We start from the raw sequence: 15,868 nt of genomic DNA, 5'->3' as shown, positions 1-15,868 counted from the left end.
CGCGCATTCCGCGGCAACGACGGCGCTTCAGTTCTCGGTGAAGGCGTCGCGGTGGAACGCGGCGGCGGCCACGGCCTCGGCCACGCCGCATTCGCTGACCTCGTCGGGACTGGCCCCGGCCATCACCTTGAGGACCGTGTGGACGCCGCGCGCGAGCGCTTCCAGGTGATAGCCGCCCTCCAGAACCATCGCGAGGCGACCGCCGCAATGACGGTCGGCCACCTCTTGCAGGATCCCGGTCATGGCGGCAAACCCCTCGTAGCCGAGATTGAGCGCCAGGTCCAAACGGTGCGGGTCGATTCCGGCGGAAACCAGCAGCAGGTCCGGCTTGAACCAGTCCGCGGCCGGCACGAGGATCTCGCGGAACGCCTTGACATAAGCGACGTCGCCGGCGCCGTCGGGCATCGGCACGTTGACCGTCGTTCCTTCACCCAGGCCGGCTCCGACATCTTCCAGCAGGCCCGATCCCGGATAGTACGGCGCAGCGCGGTGGATATCGAAGAACAGCACGTCCGGATCGGCCCAGAAGATGTCCTGGGTCCCGTTGCCGTGGTGGGCATCCCAATCGACGATCATGACGCGCGAACAACCCAGTTGCGCCCGCGCATGGGCCGCCGCGATCGCGATGTTGTTGAAGAGGCAGAAACCGCGTGCGCGGCCCGGTTCGGCGTGATGGCCCGGCGGCCGGATGAGCGCGAAGGCGTTCTCGGCCTGGCCCGAAACGACGGCTTCGACCGCCGCGACCGCCGTGCCGGCCGCAACTTCCGCCGCCTCCACGCTGCCCCGGGAGACGGCGGTCGTGTCGACGTCGAGCCAGGCGCTGCCGCCGCGCATGGCGAAGATGTGGTCGAGATAGCCGGCGGTGTGGACGCGGCCGATCTGCTCACGCGTCGCCACGGCGCCGTCGGCGAACCGCAGCCCCTCGATCGGTTCCGCCTGGAGCAGGTCGCGAATGACGGTCAGCCGACCGGGATGCTCCGGATAGCTCCATTTCATGTCGAGCCCGGCCAGGATCTCGCGCACCCGCTTCTCCAGCCGGCCCGGAAGGAAGGGATCGTGGAGCTGCGGCTTGTGGGCAAGCATGCGGTCGTCGTAGAGGACAAGCACGTCCCTGCATCTGCTCATTTCTTTTCCTTCTTCTTCCGCCGGCGCCCGGTTTCCTCCGGCGCCGGGAGCTTCGGCAACACCTCCGAGAGGCGCGCCGCGGCCCGGACGCCCGAGGGCCGGAAGCCCAGCCGCTCCCAGAAACTGGCGGCCTCTGTATTGTGCAGGGCGTATTCGAGCACGAGTTCCTCGACCTCCGATTCAGCGGCGAAGGACAGCAATCGTGCGACAATCCGGCGTGCGATGCCATGACCGCGCCAGTCCGGCTCGACCCAGAAATCGTCGATGTTGGCGGCCCTGAGGTCACGCCGTTCGGGGTTCAGCCAGGTATTTTCATAATACCAGATCTCGATGCTGCCCATGCCGACCACCGTCCCGTCGGGCGCCTCGGCCACGACGAGGCGTCTGTCATCGGCGTCCAGGAAGCGTTGCGTGTTGCGGCGGAGATGCGCCTCGCCCGACTCGCTCAGAGCCAGCTCGTCGGCCGGGACGCCGGCCACGTGCGCGTCGAGGCGCACGAGCAGAATCATGATCGCGTCGACGTCTTCCCTCCTGGCGTCGCGTATCCGGATATCTCTCTCCATCGAGTTGCGCCATTCCGTTGACAGCAGATGCAGCAGGATCGCGCCCGGCCCGAACACCAGGCCCCGGGCAAACGCCGCATCGACCGACAAATGGGCATGCGGTTTTGCATGCGGCCGCGTCTCTCTGCTTGCGGTCGCGCGCATCCTGACGTAACGGGCTTCGGGGGAGGATCAAGGGTCATGGCGAGGGGATTCGTTCTGGAAGGCGCGGACAGGGCCGACAGCCCCTATGCGTGGTGGCGGCTGGCGCTGTCGATGACCTTCGCCACCATCGGCGGCGTCGGTCTCTGGTCGGTGGTGATCGCCCTGCCGACAGTCGAGGCGGCCTTCGGCGTCGACCGGGGCGGCGCCTCCCTGCCCTACATGGCGACCATGGCCGGCTTCGCCGTGGGCGGCGTGCTGATGGGCCGGATCGCCGACCGCCACGGCATCCAGCGCCCGCTGATGATCGCCGGCGTCATGCTGGGCATCGGCTACTTCGCAGCCTCCCAGGCCCAGTCGATCTGGCAGTTCATCGCCGCCCAGGCGCTGATCATCGGCATGCTGGGCAGTTCCGCCACCTTCGGGCCGCTGGTCGCCGACATCACCTTCTGGTTCCGCCGCCGGCGCGGCCTGGCCGTCGCCATCGTGGCCAGCGGTAACTATCTGGCCGGGACGGTCTGGCCGCCGGTGCTGAGCTGGGCCATGGCCGAGTTCGGCTGGCGGGAGGCGCACATGATGGTCGGCGCCGTCTGTTTCGTCACCATGCTGCCGCTCAGCCTGCTGATGCGCCGCCGCGCGCCGCTCGACGCCGACGACCTTCAGGCCAACGCCGCGACAGGCGGAGCCGGCCCCGTGGCCCGGCCCGAGCAAGCCGGCCTCAGTCCCCGAGCGCTGCAGATCCTGCTGGTCGCGGCGGGGCTGAGCTGCTGCATCGCCATGTCCATGCCCCAGGTCCACATTGTCGCCTATTGCGCCGACCTGGGTTACGGCGCGGCGCGCGGCGCGGAGATGCTGTCGCTGATGCTGGGCTTCGGCGTCGTCAGCCGGCTGATCTCCGGGCTCATCGCCGACCGCATCGGCGGGCTGGGTACGCTGCTGCTCGGCTCGACGCTGCAGTGCCTGGCGCTGATGTTCTACCTGCCCTTCGACGGTCTGGCCTCGCTCTACCTCGTCTCGGCGCTGTTCGGCCTCAGCCAGGGCGGCATCGTGCCCAGCTACGCGCTGATCGTGCGCGACTATTTCCGGCCCTCGGAAGCGGGCACCCGGGTCAGCCTGGTGCTGATGGCGACGGTCGTCGGCATGGCCATCGGCGGCTGGATGTCAGGCGAGATCCACGATCTCACCGGCTCCTACCAGGTCGCGTTCCTGAACGGCATCCTGTTCAACCTGGTCAACATGTCGGTGGCGCTCTGGCTGCTGCTCAACCGCCGCCGCTCCGGGCCGGTGACCGCGTAGAGGCTGGCGGGCTGACAGGGACAATCAGTCCGCTATGCTCTCCCGGAAACATCAGGGAGGCAGCATCATGATCGTCGTCAGCGGCACTTTCGAACTGGGCCATGCCAGCGTCGAGACCGCCAGGGCCGCCATGGCCGAGATGGCCGAGGACACCCGCGGCGAGAAGGGCTGTATCACCTATGCGTTCTTCCAGTCGATCGAGAGCCCGACGACGTTCCGCGTCTTCGAGGAATGGGAGAGCGACGACGCGCTGAAGGCCCACTTCGACGCCCCGCACATGAAGGAATTCCGCGCCAAGCTGGGCAGCCTCGAAATCCTCAGCCGCGACGTGAAGCGCTACGTGGTGAGCGAGACGACGGGACTTTGACCAGGCACGCCCGTCTCGTCACGTAGTCACGGGCTTCTCGAGCTGGGCGGACAGCAGGTTCAGCGCATTGATCGCGAAGAGCACCATGTTCTCGCCGCGGTCTTCCTTGCCTGTGCGGAGCGTGGTGACGATCGGGTCCGGACCCGCCACGGCCTGACAGCTGTGGCCGGCCGGATCGCCATAGCCGTTGCCGGGCCCGGCAGCGCCGGTCTCGCCCAGACCCCAGACGGTCTCGTGAGTTTCCCGGATGCGTTCCGAGAGCAGCTGCGCGAAGGGTTCGGAGCTGGAGCGGATGCCCTGCTCCTTCCACAGCTTCTTCATGTCCAGGCCGGCGACCTCACGGATCGAGGTGCGGGTGTAGATCACCGCGCCGCCCTCGTAGTAGCCGGAAGCGCCCGGCACGCGCAGCAGGGCCGCCGAGATCAGTCCGCCGGCCGAGCTTTCCACCACGGCGACCTTTTCACCGCGCTGTTTCAGCAGCTCTCCGGCGCGCTCCCCCGCGCGCCAGAGTTCGTCCATCAGTTCGCTCACTCTTCGCTCTCCATCAATCCGGGCCGGCCCTGGTCCGGCTTCGTCGTGTCGAATGCGGTCGTCTCCACCGCCTTCCCCATCCTCTCGATCAGACGCTCGGCCAGGATACGTACGATACGCTCCCGGTCCCGATCCGCCGAGACCGCCACGATCTTGGCCTTCCAGACCGGTCCGTCCGCATCGCTGAGCAGGCAGCCCACAGTAAAGGTTTCCTCGCCGTCGCCGGCCGACGGCCGGCTCAGCAGAATGCTGAGCCCCAGCGAGGTGTCGGAACTGCTGCCGCCTTTCGCCTCCGGCTGGAAGCGCGACTTGAAGCCCCCACCCTCCAGCCGGCCGTCCCAGCGCACCAGAAGTTCGTAGTCGGAGGCGGCGTCGATGCGATAGCCGAGGCCGACGAGGACATCGTGGAAGATCGCCCGCACCTTCTCGGCGCCGTCGACCTGACGGTCCAGGCGGACGTGGAGCCGCTCGGGCAGCGCCGCTTCACGCACCACTTCAGCCTTCATCTCGCCCGCGAGACGCTGCGCCACGGCAGAGCCCTGGGGGATGGCCACCGCAAGCAGCGACAGCGCCATGGCGGTTCGGCAGCCAAACATCATCCTGTGAATCCTCCCCGGCGTTCGGCGCAACCTAGAGCAATCCCCGGCCGTATTGAACCAACGCCGTCGGTTTGCGAAGCGCATGATCTTACCCATATGACGGTCAGGGTCTGTTCAACGGTAAAGAAGAAGGGAAATCCCATGGCCACGCGAAGCAGTGCGAACAACGAAGTCACCGTCGAGGATCTGAAAGCCGACCTGGATCAGATGCGCGCCGACATGGCCGCGCTCACGGGCCAGATGAAGGATCAGGCGCGGAATTCCGCGCAGCGCACCTATGCCGACGCCCGCCGCTACGGCGAACAGAAGGTCCATGAGGGCCATGACTGGGTCAACGGCCAGGTGCAGGAGAAACCGCTGATGTCGCTCGGCATCGCCTTCGGCGTCGGCATGGTGCTGGGCCGGATGCTCAGCCGCTGATCTCCCGATGCTGAGTCAGTTCCTGCCGCCCGAACTGCTGGGCGATCTCCAGAAGCTGCTGGAGGCCGAGGGCAACCGGGTCCAGGTCAGGGCGCGTGGCGCGGCCATCCGCTCCGGCGTCGGGCTGTTCGCCGCGCTGCTCGGCTTCGCGGCGCTGATGTTCCTCGGTGTGGGCCTGTATGTTCATCTTACCGCCCATGTGTCGCCGCTTTCGGCTGCGGCCATCGTGGCGGCGGGGCTGGCCGGCGTCGCCTGCCTGTCGCTGGGGCTGGCCATGTATTTCGTGAACCGCCGGAAGGCGCTGCAGGCGAAGGCCCGGGCCGAAGCCGCCCGCGCCACCGTCAACGCCGACCTGCTGAAGCTGGTGGGCGGCATCCAGGCCACCGGCGTGCCGCCGCTTGCCCTGCTGGCCGGCGCGCTCGCCGTCGGCGTGGTCAGCGGCATGATCTCGAAGGACGATCAGTAGCGCCGGCGCCGCAGATCGCGGCGCAGCAGGTCGACATTGCGGCGGTTGCACTTGAAGCCGAAGTCGAAGATGTCGCCGACGAACGGAATCAGTCCGACCAGCCAGTCCAGCACGACATTGAACAGCATCCGCAGGACAGTCGCGAAGGACGCGCCGAGCCGCCGCGCCTCGGCCACCAGGTAGAGCGCCATCAGCAGTGTCGCCGTGTCGCCCACGCCGGGCAGCAGGCCGAGCAGACCGTCCAGGCCGAACCGCAAGCCCGTGCCTGGCACGCGGAACTCCGAATCCAGCAGACGCGCCAGGCGCTCGACCCGCGCCATGTCCGCATCGCGCGCCGCCCTTGCGGACCGGCGCGCAGGTTCCGACCTGTCGGTCATCGACGATCACTCCAAACGCTGACAGTGAGGTACATGGCGATGAGCGACGGCGATTCCAGACGCGAGGAGGCCCCGGAGGCCAACCGGAAAATCCGCGAGAAGCAGGGAGGCGAGAAGGACTCGCCGGCCGAGGAAAGCGCCGACAAGGCGATCCATCGGACGCCCGTCCCGAACTCGGAACCCCGCCGGTAGAGCAGTCGGTTCAAACAGACTTTGGAACGAGCTAGCGTTCCTTGATCTCGGAGCCGGGCCGGCGGATGGTGATCCCGCCATCCCGGGTCCGCGCCCCCTCGCCCCGGCCACCAGGCTTCGCGGCCTTGGGCCAGTCCTTCGAGGCGGCGAGAATCCAGAGCATCAGCAGCCCGAGCGGCGGAAACAGCGCCGTCAGGCCCCAGAAGCCCGAATAGCCGGCCTTGGCGGCGATGCGCCAGCCGAACCAGGCGAGCAGGAAGACCAGCGGAGAGCCGGGCCAGAGATGTTCCATCAGCGCTCACCCTGCAGGCGTTCGAATTCCTTGAACGGACCGCGCACCCGGCTCTCGCCGCTGGGCCAGGACTTGAACGCGACCATGCCGAGGGCGATCGGCAGCCCGGCCACCGGAATCAGAGCGAACAGCGAGATTGCCGGATTCAGCCCCACCCGCTCGCAGATGCGCCAGATCGGCAGCACGAACAGAATGCCGGCAACGACGGCCCAGCCGAAAAAGCCGATTTCAAGCAACGGGATACTCCGTGATCGATTGTCGCGGACCTCAGATATGGGGTCTGCCGCCGGCCTTGCCAGCCCCGGCGCCGAGGGAATTCAGGCGGCCTTGTCCAGCCCGGCCGAGCGATAGCGGTAGACGCCGTCCTCGCCCATCCGGCGCTCCATCCGGCCGCGGGCGATCAGCATGTGGATATGGCTGATGGCCTCGGAGAAGGCGAGCGGCATGTCTTCGGGTCCCAGCTCGCGACGGAACAGGTATGGCAGCAGCTCGCGGATCGAGGCCCATTCCGGCGCGGCGTGCCACAGCGCCTTCAGCCGGGCCCGGTGATGATCCTGCAGATAGTTGATGCGGGCATGCAGGTTGCGGAACGGATCGCCGTGCGCCGGCAGGACGAGCACGTCGTCCGGCAGCGGGCGGAAATTGTCCAGCGTCTCCAGGTAGAGCGCCAGCGGGTTGGCGTCGGGCTCCGCCGGGTAGACGCCGATATGCGGCGTGATCGCCGGCAGGACCTGGTCGCCTGAGATCAGCACGTTCAGGTTCTCGCAGAACAGCGCCACGTGCTCGGGCGAATGGCCCCGGCCGACGATGACTCGCCAGGTGTTGGGGCCGATCTTGAAGCGCTGCTCGTGGGTCAGCCGCCGGAACGCGCGCGGAATCGGCGTCATCATCTTGGAGACGCGATGGAATCCGCGCTCGCGCAACGCCTCCAGCATTTCCTCCGAATAGCCGATGCGGCGGTAGTGGTCGATAACGTCCTCCGGCACGCGCTCGGCGACGTCCAGGGCCATGGTGCGCCCGAAGGCCCACTCGCCCAGAGACATCCACAGCATGCAGTTCCAGCGGTCGGTCAGCCAGCCCGCCTGCCCGACATGGTCGGTGTGGAAGTGGGTGCAGATCACCCGCTTCACCGGCTTGCCGGCCAGCTTGGTCTCGAATATCTCCTCCCACCAGGCCGTGATGTCCCGGCTCTTGATGCCGGTGTCGACGATGGTCCAGCCATCGCCGTCCTCCAGCAGCCAGAGATTGATGTAGTCCAGCCCCGGGATCGGGATCGCCATGCGGATCCAGTGCACGCCCGGCGCGACCTCCATGGTTGCGGCGCCTTCGGGACGGGCGTCGCCGAAGACATAGTCGAGCTCGGGTTTGACGGGAAAACTGTTCAACAGGACGCTCCGCTCAGGATTTTCCGCAATGCAGCGAATCTCGGGCACGGCCGGGCAAAGGTCAATCGCGGATGCCGCGTGGCCCTCATGCCCCCTTGCCCGCAGCACCGCTTCACGTGATGTTGGGCGGCGTGCCAGAGGAGCGGCGGCAGAGGGATCGACGGGGCGGCATGGAGATACTCGTACTCGGCGCGGCGGCCGGCGGCGGCTTTCCGCAGTGGAACTGCAACTGCCATAACTGCCGCGGTTTTTGGGCCGGCGAGCCGGGGCTGGTGGCGCAGACCCAGTCCTCGATCGCCGTCTCCGCCGACGGGCGGCGATTCTGCCTGTTCAACGCCTCGCCGGACCTGCGCCAGCAGATCGAACGCAACCCTGCGCTGCATCCGCGGGATGGCCTGCGCGACAGCCCGATCCGCGCCGCAGTGCTCACCAATGGCGATGTCGACCATGTGGCTGGCCTGCTGAACCTGCGCGAGAGCCAGCCGCTGGCGCTCTACGCCACGGGCCGCATCCACGAGGTGCTGCGCGCCAACACGGTCTTCAACGTGCTCAACCCCGATTTCGTCGACCGCCGGGCCTTCCGCCTGGGCGAGGGCGTGGATCTGGCTGAAAGGGACGGCACGCCGATGGGTCTGCGCCTCACGGTCTTCCCCGTGCCGGGCAAGGTAGCCCTCTGGCTGGAGGACAGTGCGGCGGGCGACAACTTCGGCACCGTGGACGAGGACACGGTGGGCCTGGAGATCGCCGATGGCGACGGCCGTCGGGTCTACTACATTCCCGGCTGCGCGCGGATGACCGACGACCTGGCCCGTCGTCTCGAAGGCGCCGACGCGGTCTTCTTCGACGGGACACTCTGGACCGACGACGAGATGATCCGTCAGGGAGTCGGCATGAAGACGGGCCAGCGCATGGGCCACATGTCGATTTCCGGACCCAAGGGCACGATGGCCGCCTTCCGGGACCTGAACATCGGCCGCAGGATCTTCATCCATCTCAACAACACCAATCCCGTGCTCCGCGCCGACGCGCCGGAGCGCCGCGAGATCGAGGCGGCGGGCTGGGAGGTGGCTCATGACGGCATGACGGTCCGCCCATGAGCGAGCATCTGTCCCCCGACGGCCCGATCCACAGCTACCGCAACCTGGTCCGGGCCGGGGAAATAAACCATGACACGGCGCAGGAACTGGCGGCGGAAAAGCTGCAGGCCCTGCATCACCGGTTGAAGACCTATGATCCCAAGGCCGACACGGGACTGCGCAAGCTGTTCCAGTTCGGCGCGAAGAAGAAGCGCGGCGAGGTGCCGTCCGGGCTGTACATGTATGGCGGCGTGGGCCGTGGCAAGTCGATGCTGATGGACCTGTTCTACGATACCGCGCCCGTCGAACGGAAACGCCGCATCCACTTCCACCAGTTCATGCTGGAGGTGCATGCCGACGCCCACGCCTTCCGCCAGAAGACGAAGGGCGAGAAGGAAGCGACCGACCCCATTCCACCCATTGCCGACCGGGTGGCGGGCCAGGCCACGCTGCTCTGCTTCGACGAATTCCAGGTCAGCGACGTGGCCGACGCCATGATCCTGGGGCGGCTGTTCACGGCGCTGTTCGAACGGGGCGTGGTGGTGGTCTCGACCTCCAACCGGCCGCCCGACGATCTCTACAAGGACGGGCTCAACCGCCAGCTCTTCCTGCCGTTCATCGAATTGCTGAAGCAGAAGCTGGACGTGCTGCATCTCGACAGCCAGACCGACTACCGCATGGACCGCCTGAACCAGATGCCGGTCTACGTCACGCCGCTGGGGCCGGAAGCGGATGCGGCGCTGGAAAAGGACTTCCAGGCCCTGACCGAGGGCGAGGAGCCGGCGCCGGCGACGATCGAGGTACAGGGACGCCGCACGACCGTTCCGCGGGCGGCCAAGGGCGTCGCCTTCATCGGCTTCCCCGACTTCTGCGGGCAACCGCTGGGCGCCGCCGACTACCTGGCGCTGGCGGCCGAGTTCCACACGGTGATCCTGGCCGACGTGCCGAAGATGACGCGCGAGAAGCGCAACGAGGCCAAGCGTTTCGTCACCCTGATCGACGCGCTCTACGAACATCGCACCAAGCTGATCTGTTCAGCCGGCGCGACCCCGGACGAGCTGTATCCGTCAGGCGACGGCAGCTTCGAGTTCCACCGCACCGCAAGCCGGCTGATGGAAATGCAGAGCCAGGAGTATCTCCACGAACCTCACGCGCTGAGGGCGTAGCCAGGCAATCGGCCTCAGCCGGTCTGGATGTACTCCTGCATGGCCTGCGTCTCGTGCTCCAGCTCGTCGACGCGGTACTTGACCACGTCGCCGATGGAGACGAGGCCGATCATCCGGCCCTGATTGACGACCGGCAGATGCCGTACGCGGTTCTCGGTCATCATCCGCATCAGGTCGCCGATGTTGTCGCCCGGATCGCAGGTCACCACATCGCCGGTCATGATCTCGGTCACGCCGCGCTGCAGGGCGGCCGCGCCCTGGGCGGCAACGGCGCGGACGACGTCGCGTTCCGAGACGATGCCCTGAATCTTCTCGCCGTCCTCGCTGACGATCAGCGCGCCGACCCTGAGTTCCTTCAGCTTGGCGCAGACCGCCATCACGTCGACATCCGGTCTGATGGTGCCGATCGTATTGCCCTTGGCCCGAAGCATCGAAGCAACAAGCATGGCGCTATCCTCCATCCACTGGGGGACACGCGGATGCCCGGCCATCCGCCGGAAGCGCCTTGGTTCCTGTGTCGCCACGCGCTTCCCGCGCGGACCGGTCGGGGCGTCCGTCGCGCCCCGTTCTTCTTGGCTTTTCCCGTTCAGTATGACAGTTGACCCGGCGTCAGGCGACCGAAAAGCGCCCGGCCCGCTTGCAACACAGGGTTGCGCCTCAGATCCCGGTATTCGGCCCGTAAGTGGTGGGACGGCCCTCATCGTCGATGGCCACGAAGACGAAGTCGCCTTCGGTGACCTTCACGGATTCGGCGCCGAACTTGCGCTGCACGATGGTGTCGATATGCACGGTCACCGACGTACGGCCGGCGCGGCTCACCCGGGTGTAGAGGGAGACGACGTCGCCGACCCGGATCGGGGCCTCGAAGGTCATGGCCTCGATGGCGCGCGTCACGCAGCGTTTCTGCATGAAACGCGATGCGGCAATGCCGCCGGCAATGTCCATCTGCGCCAGCACCCAGCCGCCGAAGATGTCGCCATTGGCATTGCAGTCGGACGGCATCGGCGCCGCCCGCAAGGTGGGTTCGTTTCTGTCGGCCATGGTTCTTCCCGCTTTCCCTCGCCCCGTGCGGGTAGAACTACCCGCCGGCCGCGCAAAGCGAAAGCCGGGAATAGGCGGCGCCGGGACGCCGCCTGGACCCGCCGCGGCAGGCAAACGCGCGGAACTCAGCCGGCCGTGCCGCGGATCGGATAGCCCTTCGCCTGAATGAAGGCGATGCCGTTCAGCAGGCTGTCGATATCCGGGCGGGCGAACGGCGCGTTCGAGATATCGACCACCTGGACATTGCCGTCCGGATTGATGACGAAAAGCCCGGGTTCGGGGAAATCGTGATCGGTCTCGTTGGGCCGGGGGGACGAGATGTAGAGGCCGAGCTGTTTCATCTGCGCCTCGTTCAGGCCATAGCCCACGGGCACATCCAGGCCGACCTCAGCCGCAAAGTCCGTGGCCTGTTCCGCCGTATCGGCGGAAAGCGCCACGACCTCGATGCCGGCATCCCTGATCTTGTCCTTCAGGGCGTCCAGACCGCCCAGATACTTCTTGCAGAGCGGGCAGTGCTTGCCGCGATAGACGATGGCCATCTGCCACCGTCCGTCGCCGCCGATCTTCACATTGCCGCCGCCGACCTTCGGCAGGTCGATTTCGGGAAACCTTGCACCCGCTGGAATCTTCGAATTCACGTCTCTCTCCCGATAGGTCGTTGCAGTCGGCACGAAACTGGTCCGTGCGGACGTCGGATCAGGCGGCCAGTTCGCCACCCGCCTTGCCGCCGGCGGCCTCCCGTGCGCGGCGCAACACCCCGTCGCTCAGCTTCTGCAGCGCCTTGTGCTCGATCTGGCGCACCCGCTCCTTGGTCACGCCGAGCTGTTCGCCCAGCTCCTCCAGGGTCACCTTCTCCTCATTGAGCTTGCGCTCCGTGACGATCAGACGCTCGCGGTCCGTCAGGTCGTCCAGTGCGGCCTTCAGCCAGCGGCCGCGCGTGCCGCCGTCCAGAAAGCGCATCGAGACCTCTTCGGGGCTCGGCCGGTCGTCGACCAGGAAATCGCCCCACTCGTCGGTGCTTTCCTCGCCGGCCGGCGCATTCAGCGACTGGTCGCGCGACGACAGACGGTCGGACATCGCCGTCACCTCGCGCACCGAGACTTTGAGGCGCTGGGAGATCGTCTCCCGCGCTTCCTCGGAGAGCGCCGTGGCGCCCGCGCCGTCGATCTGGGCGCGCAGCCGGCGCAGGTTGAAGAACAGCGCCTTCTGCGCCGCGCTGGTGCCGGAGCGGACGATGGACCAGTTGCGCAGCACGTATTCCTGCATCGAGGAGCGGATCCACCAGGTGGCGTAGGTGGAAAAGCGCACGCCCCGTTCCGGCTCGAACCGGGCGGCCGCCTGCATCAGGCCGACGCAGCCTTCCTGCACCATGTCGGCGCGGGGCAGGCCGTAGGCGCGGAACTTCGACGCTATGGAGACGACAAGGCGCATATAGGCCTGCACCAGTTCGTGCAGCGCCCGCTCGTCGCCATTGTCGCGCCAGCGGAAGGCAAGATCCTGTTCATGTTCGTGTGACAGAAGGGGCGTCGACATCGCTGTCGAGATGAACCGCTGCTCCTGCCGTGCGGAATGGATCGAATCATCATGAATCATGGCGCTTTCCCGTTCCCTTTACCGCCCCGCCGACCCATGTCTGCGGCCTTCGGGGCGGCGTCCATACGCCGACGGCGCTGGACATTTGGTTTCGCCTCGATACGTTAACGGGTGATGACAGGCTCACAAGTGAAAAATTTCGAGTCGAAACCATACGAAAACTTGGCCGACCCGGAGTTGGCCGGCGGGCCCGGGCCGCGTGTGGCCGAACTCATCGATCGCCTCAGCCGTCTGACGCGGGAACTGCAGTATGTGGACGGCCTCAACCCCGCCCAATGGGAAGCGCTGCGTTTCCTCAGCCGCGCGAACAGGTATTCGCGGACGCCGGGCGCGGTGGCGCAGTTCCTCGGCTGCACCAAGGGCACCATTTCCCAGACCATCACGGCGCTGGAGAACAAGGGCCTGCTGGAGCGCCGCCCCAGCAACCGCGACAAGCGCGTCTGCCTGATCGACCTGACCGAGAAGGGCAAGGCTCTGATCACCCGCGATCCGGTGCGCCGGATCGAGCAGGCCGTCGGCGCCATGGACGGTCCCACCGGCGCCGCCATGGTCCAGGGTCTCAGCCGTCTGCTGGCGGCCGTACAGGCCGACGCCGACGCGCCGCTGTTCGGCGTCTGCGTCGCCTGCTGCCGCCATCTCAGCCCCAACGAAGGCTGCGGCAAGGGCGAGGTCGGCCGCTGCGGCGTCACCGGCGAAGCGCTGGACAGCGACGACGCCGCACGCATCTGCGTCAACTACAAGAATCCCGAATAAAATAGGAACATCGAGGCGCGGAATTGGGTAGGGTGCGCCATGTGAGCGTATCGACCGGATTGAGCGACACCGACCTTCTGCCCCCGCTTTTCGGGGACTGGTTCGCCGCGCGCGGCTGGCGGCCCCGGCCGCATCAGTTGCGCCTGCTGGCGCTTTCGCGGGCGCGGGAGAACGCGCTGCTGATCGCGCCCACCGGCGGCGGCAAGACGCTGGCCGGCTTCCTGCCCAGCCTCGTCGACCTGGCGGAGCAGCCGAAGCAGGGCCTGCACACGCTTTACATCTCGCCGCTGAAGGCGCTGACCTACGACATCCAGCGCAATCTGGAGATGCCGGTGAGCGAGATGGGCCTCGGCCTGACGCTGGAGACCCGGACCGGCGACACACCGCAGTCCAAGCGCGCCCGCCAGCGGCGCAACCCGCCCAACCTGCTGCTGACGACGCCGGAACAGCTCGCGCTGATGCTGGCCTCCCGGGAGACGCTGGAGATCTTCCGCCATCTCCGCACCGTCATCGTCGACGAACTGCACGCCTTCGCCGATTCCAAGCGCGGCGATCTGCTGGCACTGGGGCTGGCGCGGCTGGCCGCCCTGGCGCCAGAACACCGCCGGGTCGGGCTGTCGGCGACCATCGCCGACCCGGACCGCCTTGCCCGCTTCATCGGCCTGGCGGGCGCCGGGGCGACGGTGGTCAGGGGACCGCCCGGCCCGAAGCCGGACGTCGGCATTCTTCGCGCCGAAGGCCGCATTCCCTGGGCCGGCCACAGCGCCCGCCACGCCATCCCCGACATCTACCGCGCCATCCAGGCGGCGCGCACGGTGCTGATCTTCGTCAACACCCGCAGCCAGGCGGAGCTCGTCTTCCAGGAACTCTGGCGCGCCAACGAGGCGGCGCTGCCCATCGCGCTGCACCATGGCAGCCTGGACGTGGAGCGCCGGCGCAAGGTGGAGACCGCCATGGCCCGCGGCCAGCTTCGCGCCGTGGTCTGCACCTCGACGCTCGACCTCGGTATCGACTGGGGCGATGTCGATCTCGTCATCCAGATCGGCGCGCCGAAGGGCGCCGCGCGCACGCTGCAGCGGATCGGCCGCGCCAACCACCGCCTCGACGACCCGAGCCGCGCCCTGTTCGCACCGGCCAACCGCTTCGAGGAGATGGAATGTCTCGCGGCGCTGGAGGCGCTGGGCAGCGGCGAGGTGGACGGGCCGGACGGCCGCGAGGGCGGGCTCGACGTGCTGGCCCAGCACGTGCTCGGTGTGGCCTGCGGGGCGCCCTTCCGTCCCGACGGACTCTACGCCGAGGTGATCCGCACCGAACCCTATGCCGGTCTCGACCGGGCCACCTTCGACCGTGTGGTCGATTTCGTCGCCAACGGGGGCTACGCGCTGAAGCGCTACGAACGCTACAACCGCCTGCGGGAGACCGGCGACGGACGGCTGCGCGTCGCCCACCCCCGCATAGCCCAGCAGTACAGGCTGAACGTCGGCACCATCGTCGAGGCGCCAATGCTGAAGGTGCGGCTGTGCGGCGGCCGGCAACTGGGCGAGATCGAGGAATATTTCATCGAGCAGCTCGCCCAGGGCGACACCTTCGTCTTCGCCGGGGAGGTGCTGCGCTTCGAGGCCGTGCGCGAGACCACGGCCATCGTCACCCGCGCGCCGGGCGCGGAGGCGAGCGTGCCGAGCTACATGGGCGGCAAGTTCCCGCTGTCGACCTTTCTCGCCGAAAAGGTCCGCCGCATCCTGGCCGATCCGGGCGCGCATCCCGGCCTTTCCGACCAGACGCTGCAGTGGCTCCGCATCCAGAACCGGCGCTCGGTCCTGCCGCGCCCGGACGAACTGCTGGTCGAGATCTTCCCGCGGGCCGACAAGTTCTACCTCGTCGCCTACCCCTTTGAGGGCCGGCTGGCGCACCAGACCCTGGGCATGCTGCTGACCCGGCGTATGGAGCGGATGCGGCTCCGGCCGATGGGCTTCGTCGCCTCCGACTATGCGCTGGCGGTGTGGTCGCTCCGGCCCGTGAAGGACGTGGACGCGCTGTTCGACCGCGACATGCTGGGCGACGACCTGGAAAGCTGGCTGAATGAATCGGTGCTGCTGAAGCGGACCTTCCGCAACGTCGCGACCATCGCAGGTCTGATCGAACGGCGCTTCCCCGGCAAGGAGAAGTCGGGGCGGCAGATGACCGTCTCCTCCGACCTGATCTATGACGTCCTGCGCGAGCATGAGCCCGACCACGTGCTGCTCCGCGCCACCTGGGCCGACGCGGCGACGGGCCTGCTGGATATCCGGCGTCTGGGCGACATGCTGGTCCGCGTCGCCGGTCATATCCGGGTGAAACGCCTGGAGCGCATCTCGCCGCTCGCCGTCCCGGTGATGCTGGAAATCGGCAAGGAACCCGTCTATGGCGAGGCCATGGAAGACCTCGTGCGCGAGGCCGCCGACGACCTGATGGCCGAGGCGAGCCTGCTGATCTGATGGGAGTAGCG

General features: G+C 67.5%; 20 protein-coding genes. 8 read left to right on the top strand and 12 right to left on the bottom strand.

The window, feature by feature from the left end:
- Positions 1-27 precede the first annotated feature (27 nt).
- Together TEF_08490 and TEF_08485 are read right to left on the bottom strand one after the other, a co-directional pair.
- Complete coding sequence (locus TEF_08490; protein ID ANK80830.1) at positions 28-1,125, bottom strand: histone deacetylase; 1,098 nt, start codon at positions 1,123-1,125, stop codon at positions 28-30.
- Positions 1,122-1,688 (bottom strand): hypothetical protein, encoded by a 567-nt coding sequence (locus TEF_08485; GenBank protein ANK83366.1) that lies wholly within the window; start codon positions 1,686-1,688, stop codon positions 1,122-1,124. Before TEF_08485 ends, TEF_08490 begins: the two co-directional genes overlap by 4 nt.
- A 180-nt stretch (positions 1,689-1,868) precedes the next feature.
- Here TEF_08485 and TEF_08480 point away from each other — a divergent pair, with 180 nt between their 5' ends.
- On the top strand, positions 1,869-3,125 hold the full coding sequence (locus TEF_08480) for an MFS transporter (protein ID ANK80829.1): 1,257 nt from the start codon (positions 1,869-1,871) through the stop codon (positions 3,123-3,125).
- A gap of 34 nt (positions 3,126-3,159) precedes the next feature.
- A complete protein-coding gene (locus TEF_08475; protein ID ANK80828.1) occupies positions 3,160-3,492 on the top strand; it encodes a hypothetical protein in 333 nt (110 codons plus the stop codon).
- Positions 3,493-3,510: 18 nt separating this feature from the next.
- Here the strand turns inward: TEF_08475 and TEF_08470 are convergent, their stop codons facing one another.
- Entirely contained in the window at positions 3,511-4,011 is a 501-nt protein-coding gene (locus TEF_08470) for a hypothetical protein (GenBank protein ID ANK83365.1), read from the bottom strand.
- 8 nt (positions 4,012-4,019) lie between these two features.
- Positions 4,020-4,598, bottom strand: coding sequence for a hypothetical protein (locus TEF_08465; protein ID ANK80827.1), 579 nt, complete (start codon positions 4,596-4,598; stop codon positions 4,020-4,022).
- Between the two features lie 165 nt (positions 4,599-4,763).
- Here TEF_08465 and TEF_08460 point away from each other — a divergent pair, with 165 nt between their 5' ends.
- Positions 4,764-5,042, top strand: coding sequence for a hypothetical protein (locus TEF_08460; GenBank protein ANK80826.1), 279 nt, complete (start codon positions 4,764-4,766; stop codon positions 5,040-5,042).
- A gap of 7 nt (positions 5,043-5,049) precedes the next feature.
- Positions 5,050-5,508, top strand: a complete 459-nt coding sequence (locus TEF_08455; protein ID ANK80825.1) for a hypothetical protein — start codon at positions 5,050-5,052, stop codon at positions 5,506-5,508.
- Here TEF_08455 and TEF_08450 read toward each other — a convergent pair.
- The 4 genes from TEF_08450 to TEF_08435 form a co-directional block, all read right to left on the bottom strand.
- Positions 5,502-5,828, bottom strand: a complete 327-nt coding sequence (locus tag TEF_08450) for a hypothetical protein (GenBank protein ID ANK83364.1) — start codon at positions 5,826-5,828, stop codon at positions 5,502-5,504. The genes TEF_08455 and TEF_08450 overlap by 7 nt on opposite strands.
- 280 nt (positions 5,829-6,108) lie before the next feature.
- Positions 6,109-6,369, bottom strand: a complete 261-nt coding sequence (locus tag TEF_08445; protein ANK80824.1) for a hypothetical protein — start codon at positions 6,367-6,369, stop codon at positions 6,109-6,111.
- Positions 6,369-6,596, bottom strand: a complete 228-nt coding sequence (locus tag TEF_08440) for a hypothetical protein (protein ANK83363.1) — start codon at positions 6,594-6,596, stop codon at positions 6,369-6,371. Before TEF_08440 ends, TEF_08445 begins: the two co-directional genes overlap by 1 nt.
- A gap of 90 nt (positions 6,597-6,686) precedes the next feature.
- Positions 6,687-7,682, bottom strand: a complete 996-nt coding sequence (locus TEF_08435; protein ANK83362.1) for a hypothetical protein — start codon at positions 7,680-7,682, stop codon at positions 6,687-6,689.
- A 242-nt stretch (positions 7,683-7,924) separates the two neighbouring features.
- Between TEF_08435 and TEF_08430 the strand changes: the two genes are divergently transcribed.
- Together TEF_08430 and TEF_08425 are read left to right on the top strand one after the other, a co-directional pair.
- Positions 7,925-8,851, top strand: coding sequence for a pyrroloquinoline quinone biosynthesis protein PqqB (locus TEF_08430; GenBank protein ANK80823.1), 927 nt, complete (start codon positions 7,925-7,927; stop codon positions 8,849-8,851).
- On the top strand, positions 8,848-9,996 hold the full coding sequence (locus TEF_08425; protein ID ANK80822.1) for an ATPase: 1,149 nt from the start codon (positions 8,848-8,850) through the stop codon (positions 9,994-9,996). The genes TEF_08430 and TEF_08425 overlap by 4 nt, the downstream gene beginning before the upstream one ends.
- A 14-nt stretch (positions 9,997-10,010) precedes the next feature.
- Here the strand turns inward: TEF_08425 and TEF_08420 are convergent, their stop codons facing one another.
- The 4 genes from TEF_08420 to TEF_08405 all read right to left on the bottom strand — a co-directional run bounded on the left by TEF_08420 (position 10,011) and on the right by TEF_08405 (position 12,630).
- Positions 10,011-10,442 (bottom strand): hypothetical protein, encoded by a 432-nt coding sequence (locus TEF_08420; GenBank protein ID ANK83361.1) that lies wholly within the window; start codon positions 10,440-10,442, stop codon positions 10,011-10,013.
- Positions 10,443-10,653: 211 nt separating this feature from the next.
- Positions 10,654-11,037 (bottom strand): hypothetical protein, encoded by a 384-nt coding sequence (locus TEF_08415; protein ANK80821.1) that lies wholly within the window; start codon positions 11,035-11,037, stop codon positions 10,654-10,656.
- A 125-nt stretch (positions 11,038-11,162) separates the two neighbouring features.
- Positions 11,163-11,675: a thioredoxin peroxidase gene (locus tag TEF_08410; protein ID ANK80820.1), complete on the bottom strand. Its 513-nt coding sequence runs from the start codon at positions 11,673-11,675 to the stop codon at positions 11,163-11,165.
- 58 nt (positions 11,676-11,733) lie between these two features.
- Entirely contained in the window at positions 11,734-12,630 is an 897-nt protein-coding gene (locus tag TEF_08405; protein ANK80819.1) for an RNA polymerase factor sigma-32, read from the bottom strand.
- Between the two features lie 201 nt (positions 12,631-12,831).
- Between TEF_08405 and TEF_08400 the strand changes: the two genes are divergently transcribed.
- Both TEF_08400 and TEF_08395 read left to right on the top strand, forming a co-directional pair.
- Entirely contained in the window at positions 12,832-13,383 is a 552-nt protein-coding gene (locus TEF_08400) for a hypothetical protein (GenBank protein ID ANK83360.1), read from the top strand.
- 41 nt (positions 13,384-13,424) lie between these two features.
- On the top strand, positions 13,425-15,857 hold the full coding sequence (locus tag TEF_08395; protein ID ANK83359.1) for a DNA ligase-associated DEXH box helicase: 2,433 nt from the start codon (positions 13,425-13,427) through the stop codon (positions 15,855-15,857).
- The last annotated feature ends 11 nt before the right edge of the window (positions 15,858-15,868 follow it).

Source organism: Rhizobiales bacterium NRL2, assembly GCA_001664005.1.
Classification (GTDB): Bacteria; Pseudomonadota; Alphaproteobacteria; order Minwuiales; family Minwuiaceae; genus Minwuia.
This window is presented reverse-complemented; position numbering and strand designations above follow the sequence as displayed.

Excerpts from the sequence above, each read along its gene's own strand:
- TEF_08490 (ANK80830.1), bottom strand. The coding sequence starts at position 1,125 with ATGAGCAGATGCAGGGACGTGCTTGTCCTCTACGACGACCGCATGCTT.
- TEF_08485 (ANK83366.1), bottom strand. The coding sequence starts at position 1,688 with ATGGAGAGAGATATCCGGATACGCGACGCCAGGAGGGAAGACGTCGAC.
- TEF_08480 (ANK80829.1), top strand. The coding sequence starts at position 1,869 with ATGGCGAGGGGATTCGTTCTGGAAGGCGCGGACAGGGCCGACAGCCCC.
- TEF_08475 (ANK80828.1), top strand. The coding sequence starts at position 3,160 with ATGCTCTCCCGGAAACATCAGGGAGGCAGCATCATGATCGTCGTCAGC.
- TEF_08470 (ANK83365.1), bottom strand. The coding sequence starts at position 4,011 with ATGGACGAACTCTGGCGCGCGGGGGAGCGCGCCGGAGAGCTGCTGAAA.
- TEF_08465 (ANK80827.1), bottom strand. The coding sequence starts at position 4,598 with ATGGCGCTGTCGCTGCTTGCGGTGGCCATCCCCCAGGGCTCTGCCGTG.
- TEF_08460 (ANK80826.1), top strand. The coding sequence starts at position 4,764 with ATGGCCACGCGAAGCAGTGCGAACAACGAAGTCACCGTCGAGGATCTG.
- TEF_08455 (ANK80825.1), top strand. The coding sequence starts at position 5,050 with ATGCTGAGTCAGTTCCTGCCGCCCGAACTGCTGGGCGATCTCCAGAAG.
- TEF_08450 (ANK83364.1), bottom strand. The coding sequence starts at position 5,828 with ATGGCGCGGGTCGAGCGCCTGGCGCGTCTGCTGGATTCGGAGTTCCGC.
- TEF_08445 (ANK80824.1), bottom strand. The coding sequence starts at position 6,369 with ATGGAACATCTCTGGCCCGGCTCTCCGCTGGTCTTCCTGCTCGCCTGG.
- TEF_08435 (ANK83362.1), bottom strand. The coding sequence starts at position 7,682 with ATGGAGGTCGCGCCGGGCGTGCACTGGATCCGCATGGCGATCCCGATC.
- TEF_08430 (ANK80823.1), top strand. The coding sequence starts at position 7,925 with ATGGAGATACTCGTACTCGGCGCGGCGGCCGGCGGCGGCTTTCCGCAG.
- TEF_08425 (ANK80822.1), top strand. The coding sequence starts at position 8,848 with ATGAGCGAGCATCTGTCCCCCGACGGCCCGATCCACAGCTACCGCAAC.
- TEF_08420 (ANK83361.1), bottom strand. The coding sequence starts at position 10,442 with ATGCTTGTTGCTTCGATGCTTCGGGCCAAGGGCAATACGATCGGCACC.
- TEF_08415 (ANK80821.1), bottom strand. The coding sequence starts at position 11,037 with ATGGCCGACAGAAACGAACCCACCTTGCGGGCGGCGCCGATGCCGTCC.
- TEF_08405 (ANK80819.1), bottom strand. The coding sequence starts at position 12,630 with ATGATTCATGATGATTCGATCCATTCCGCACGGCAGGAGCAGCGGTTC.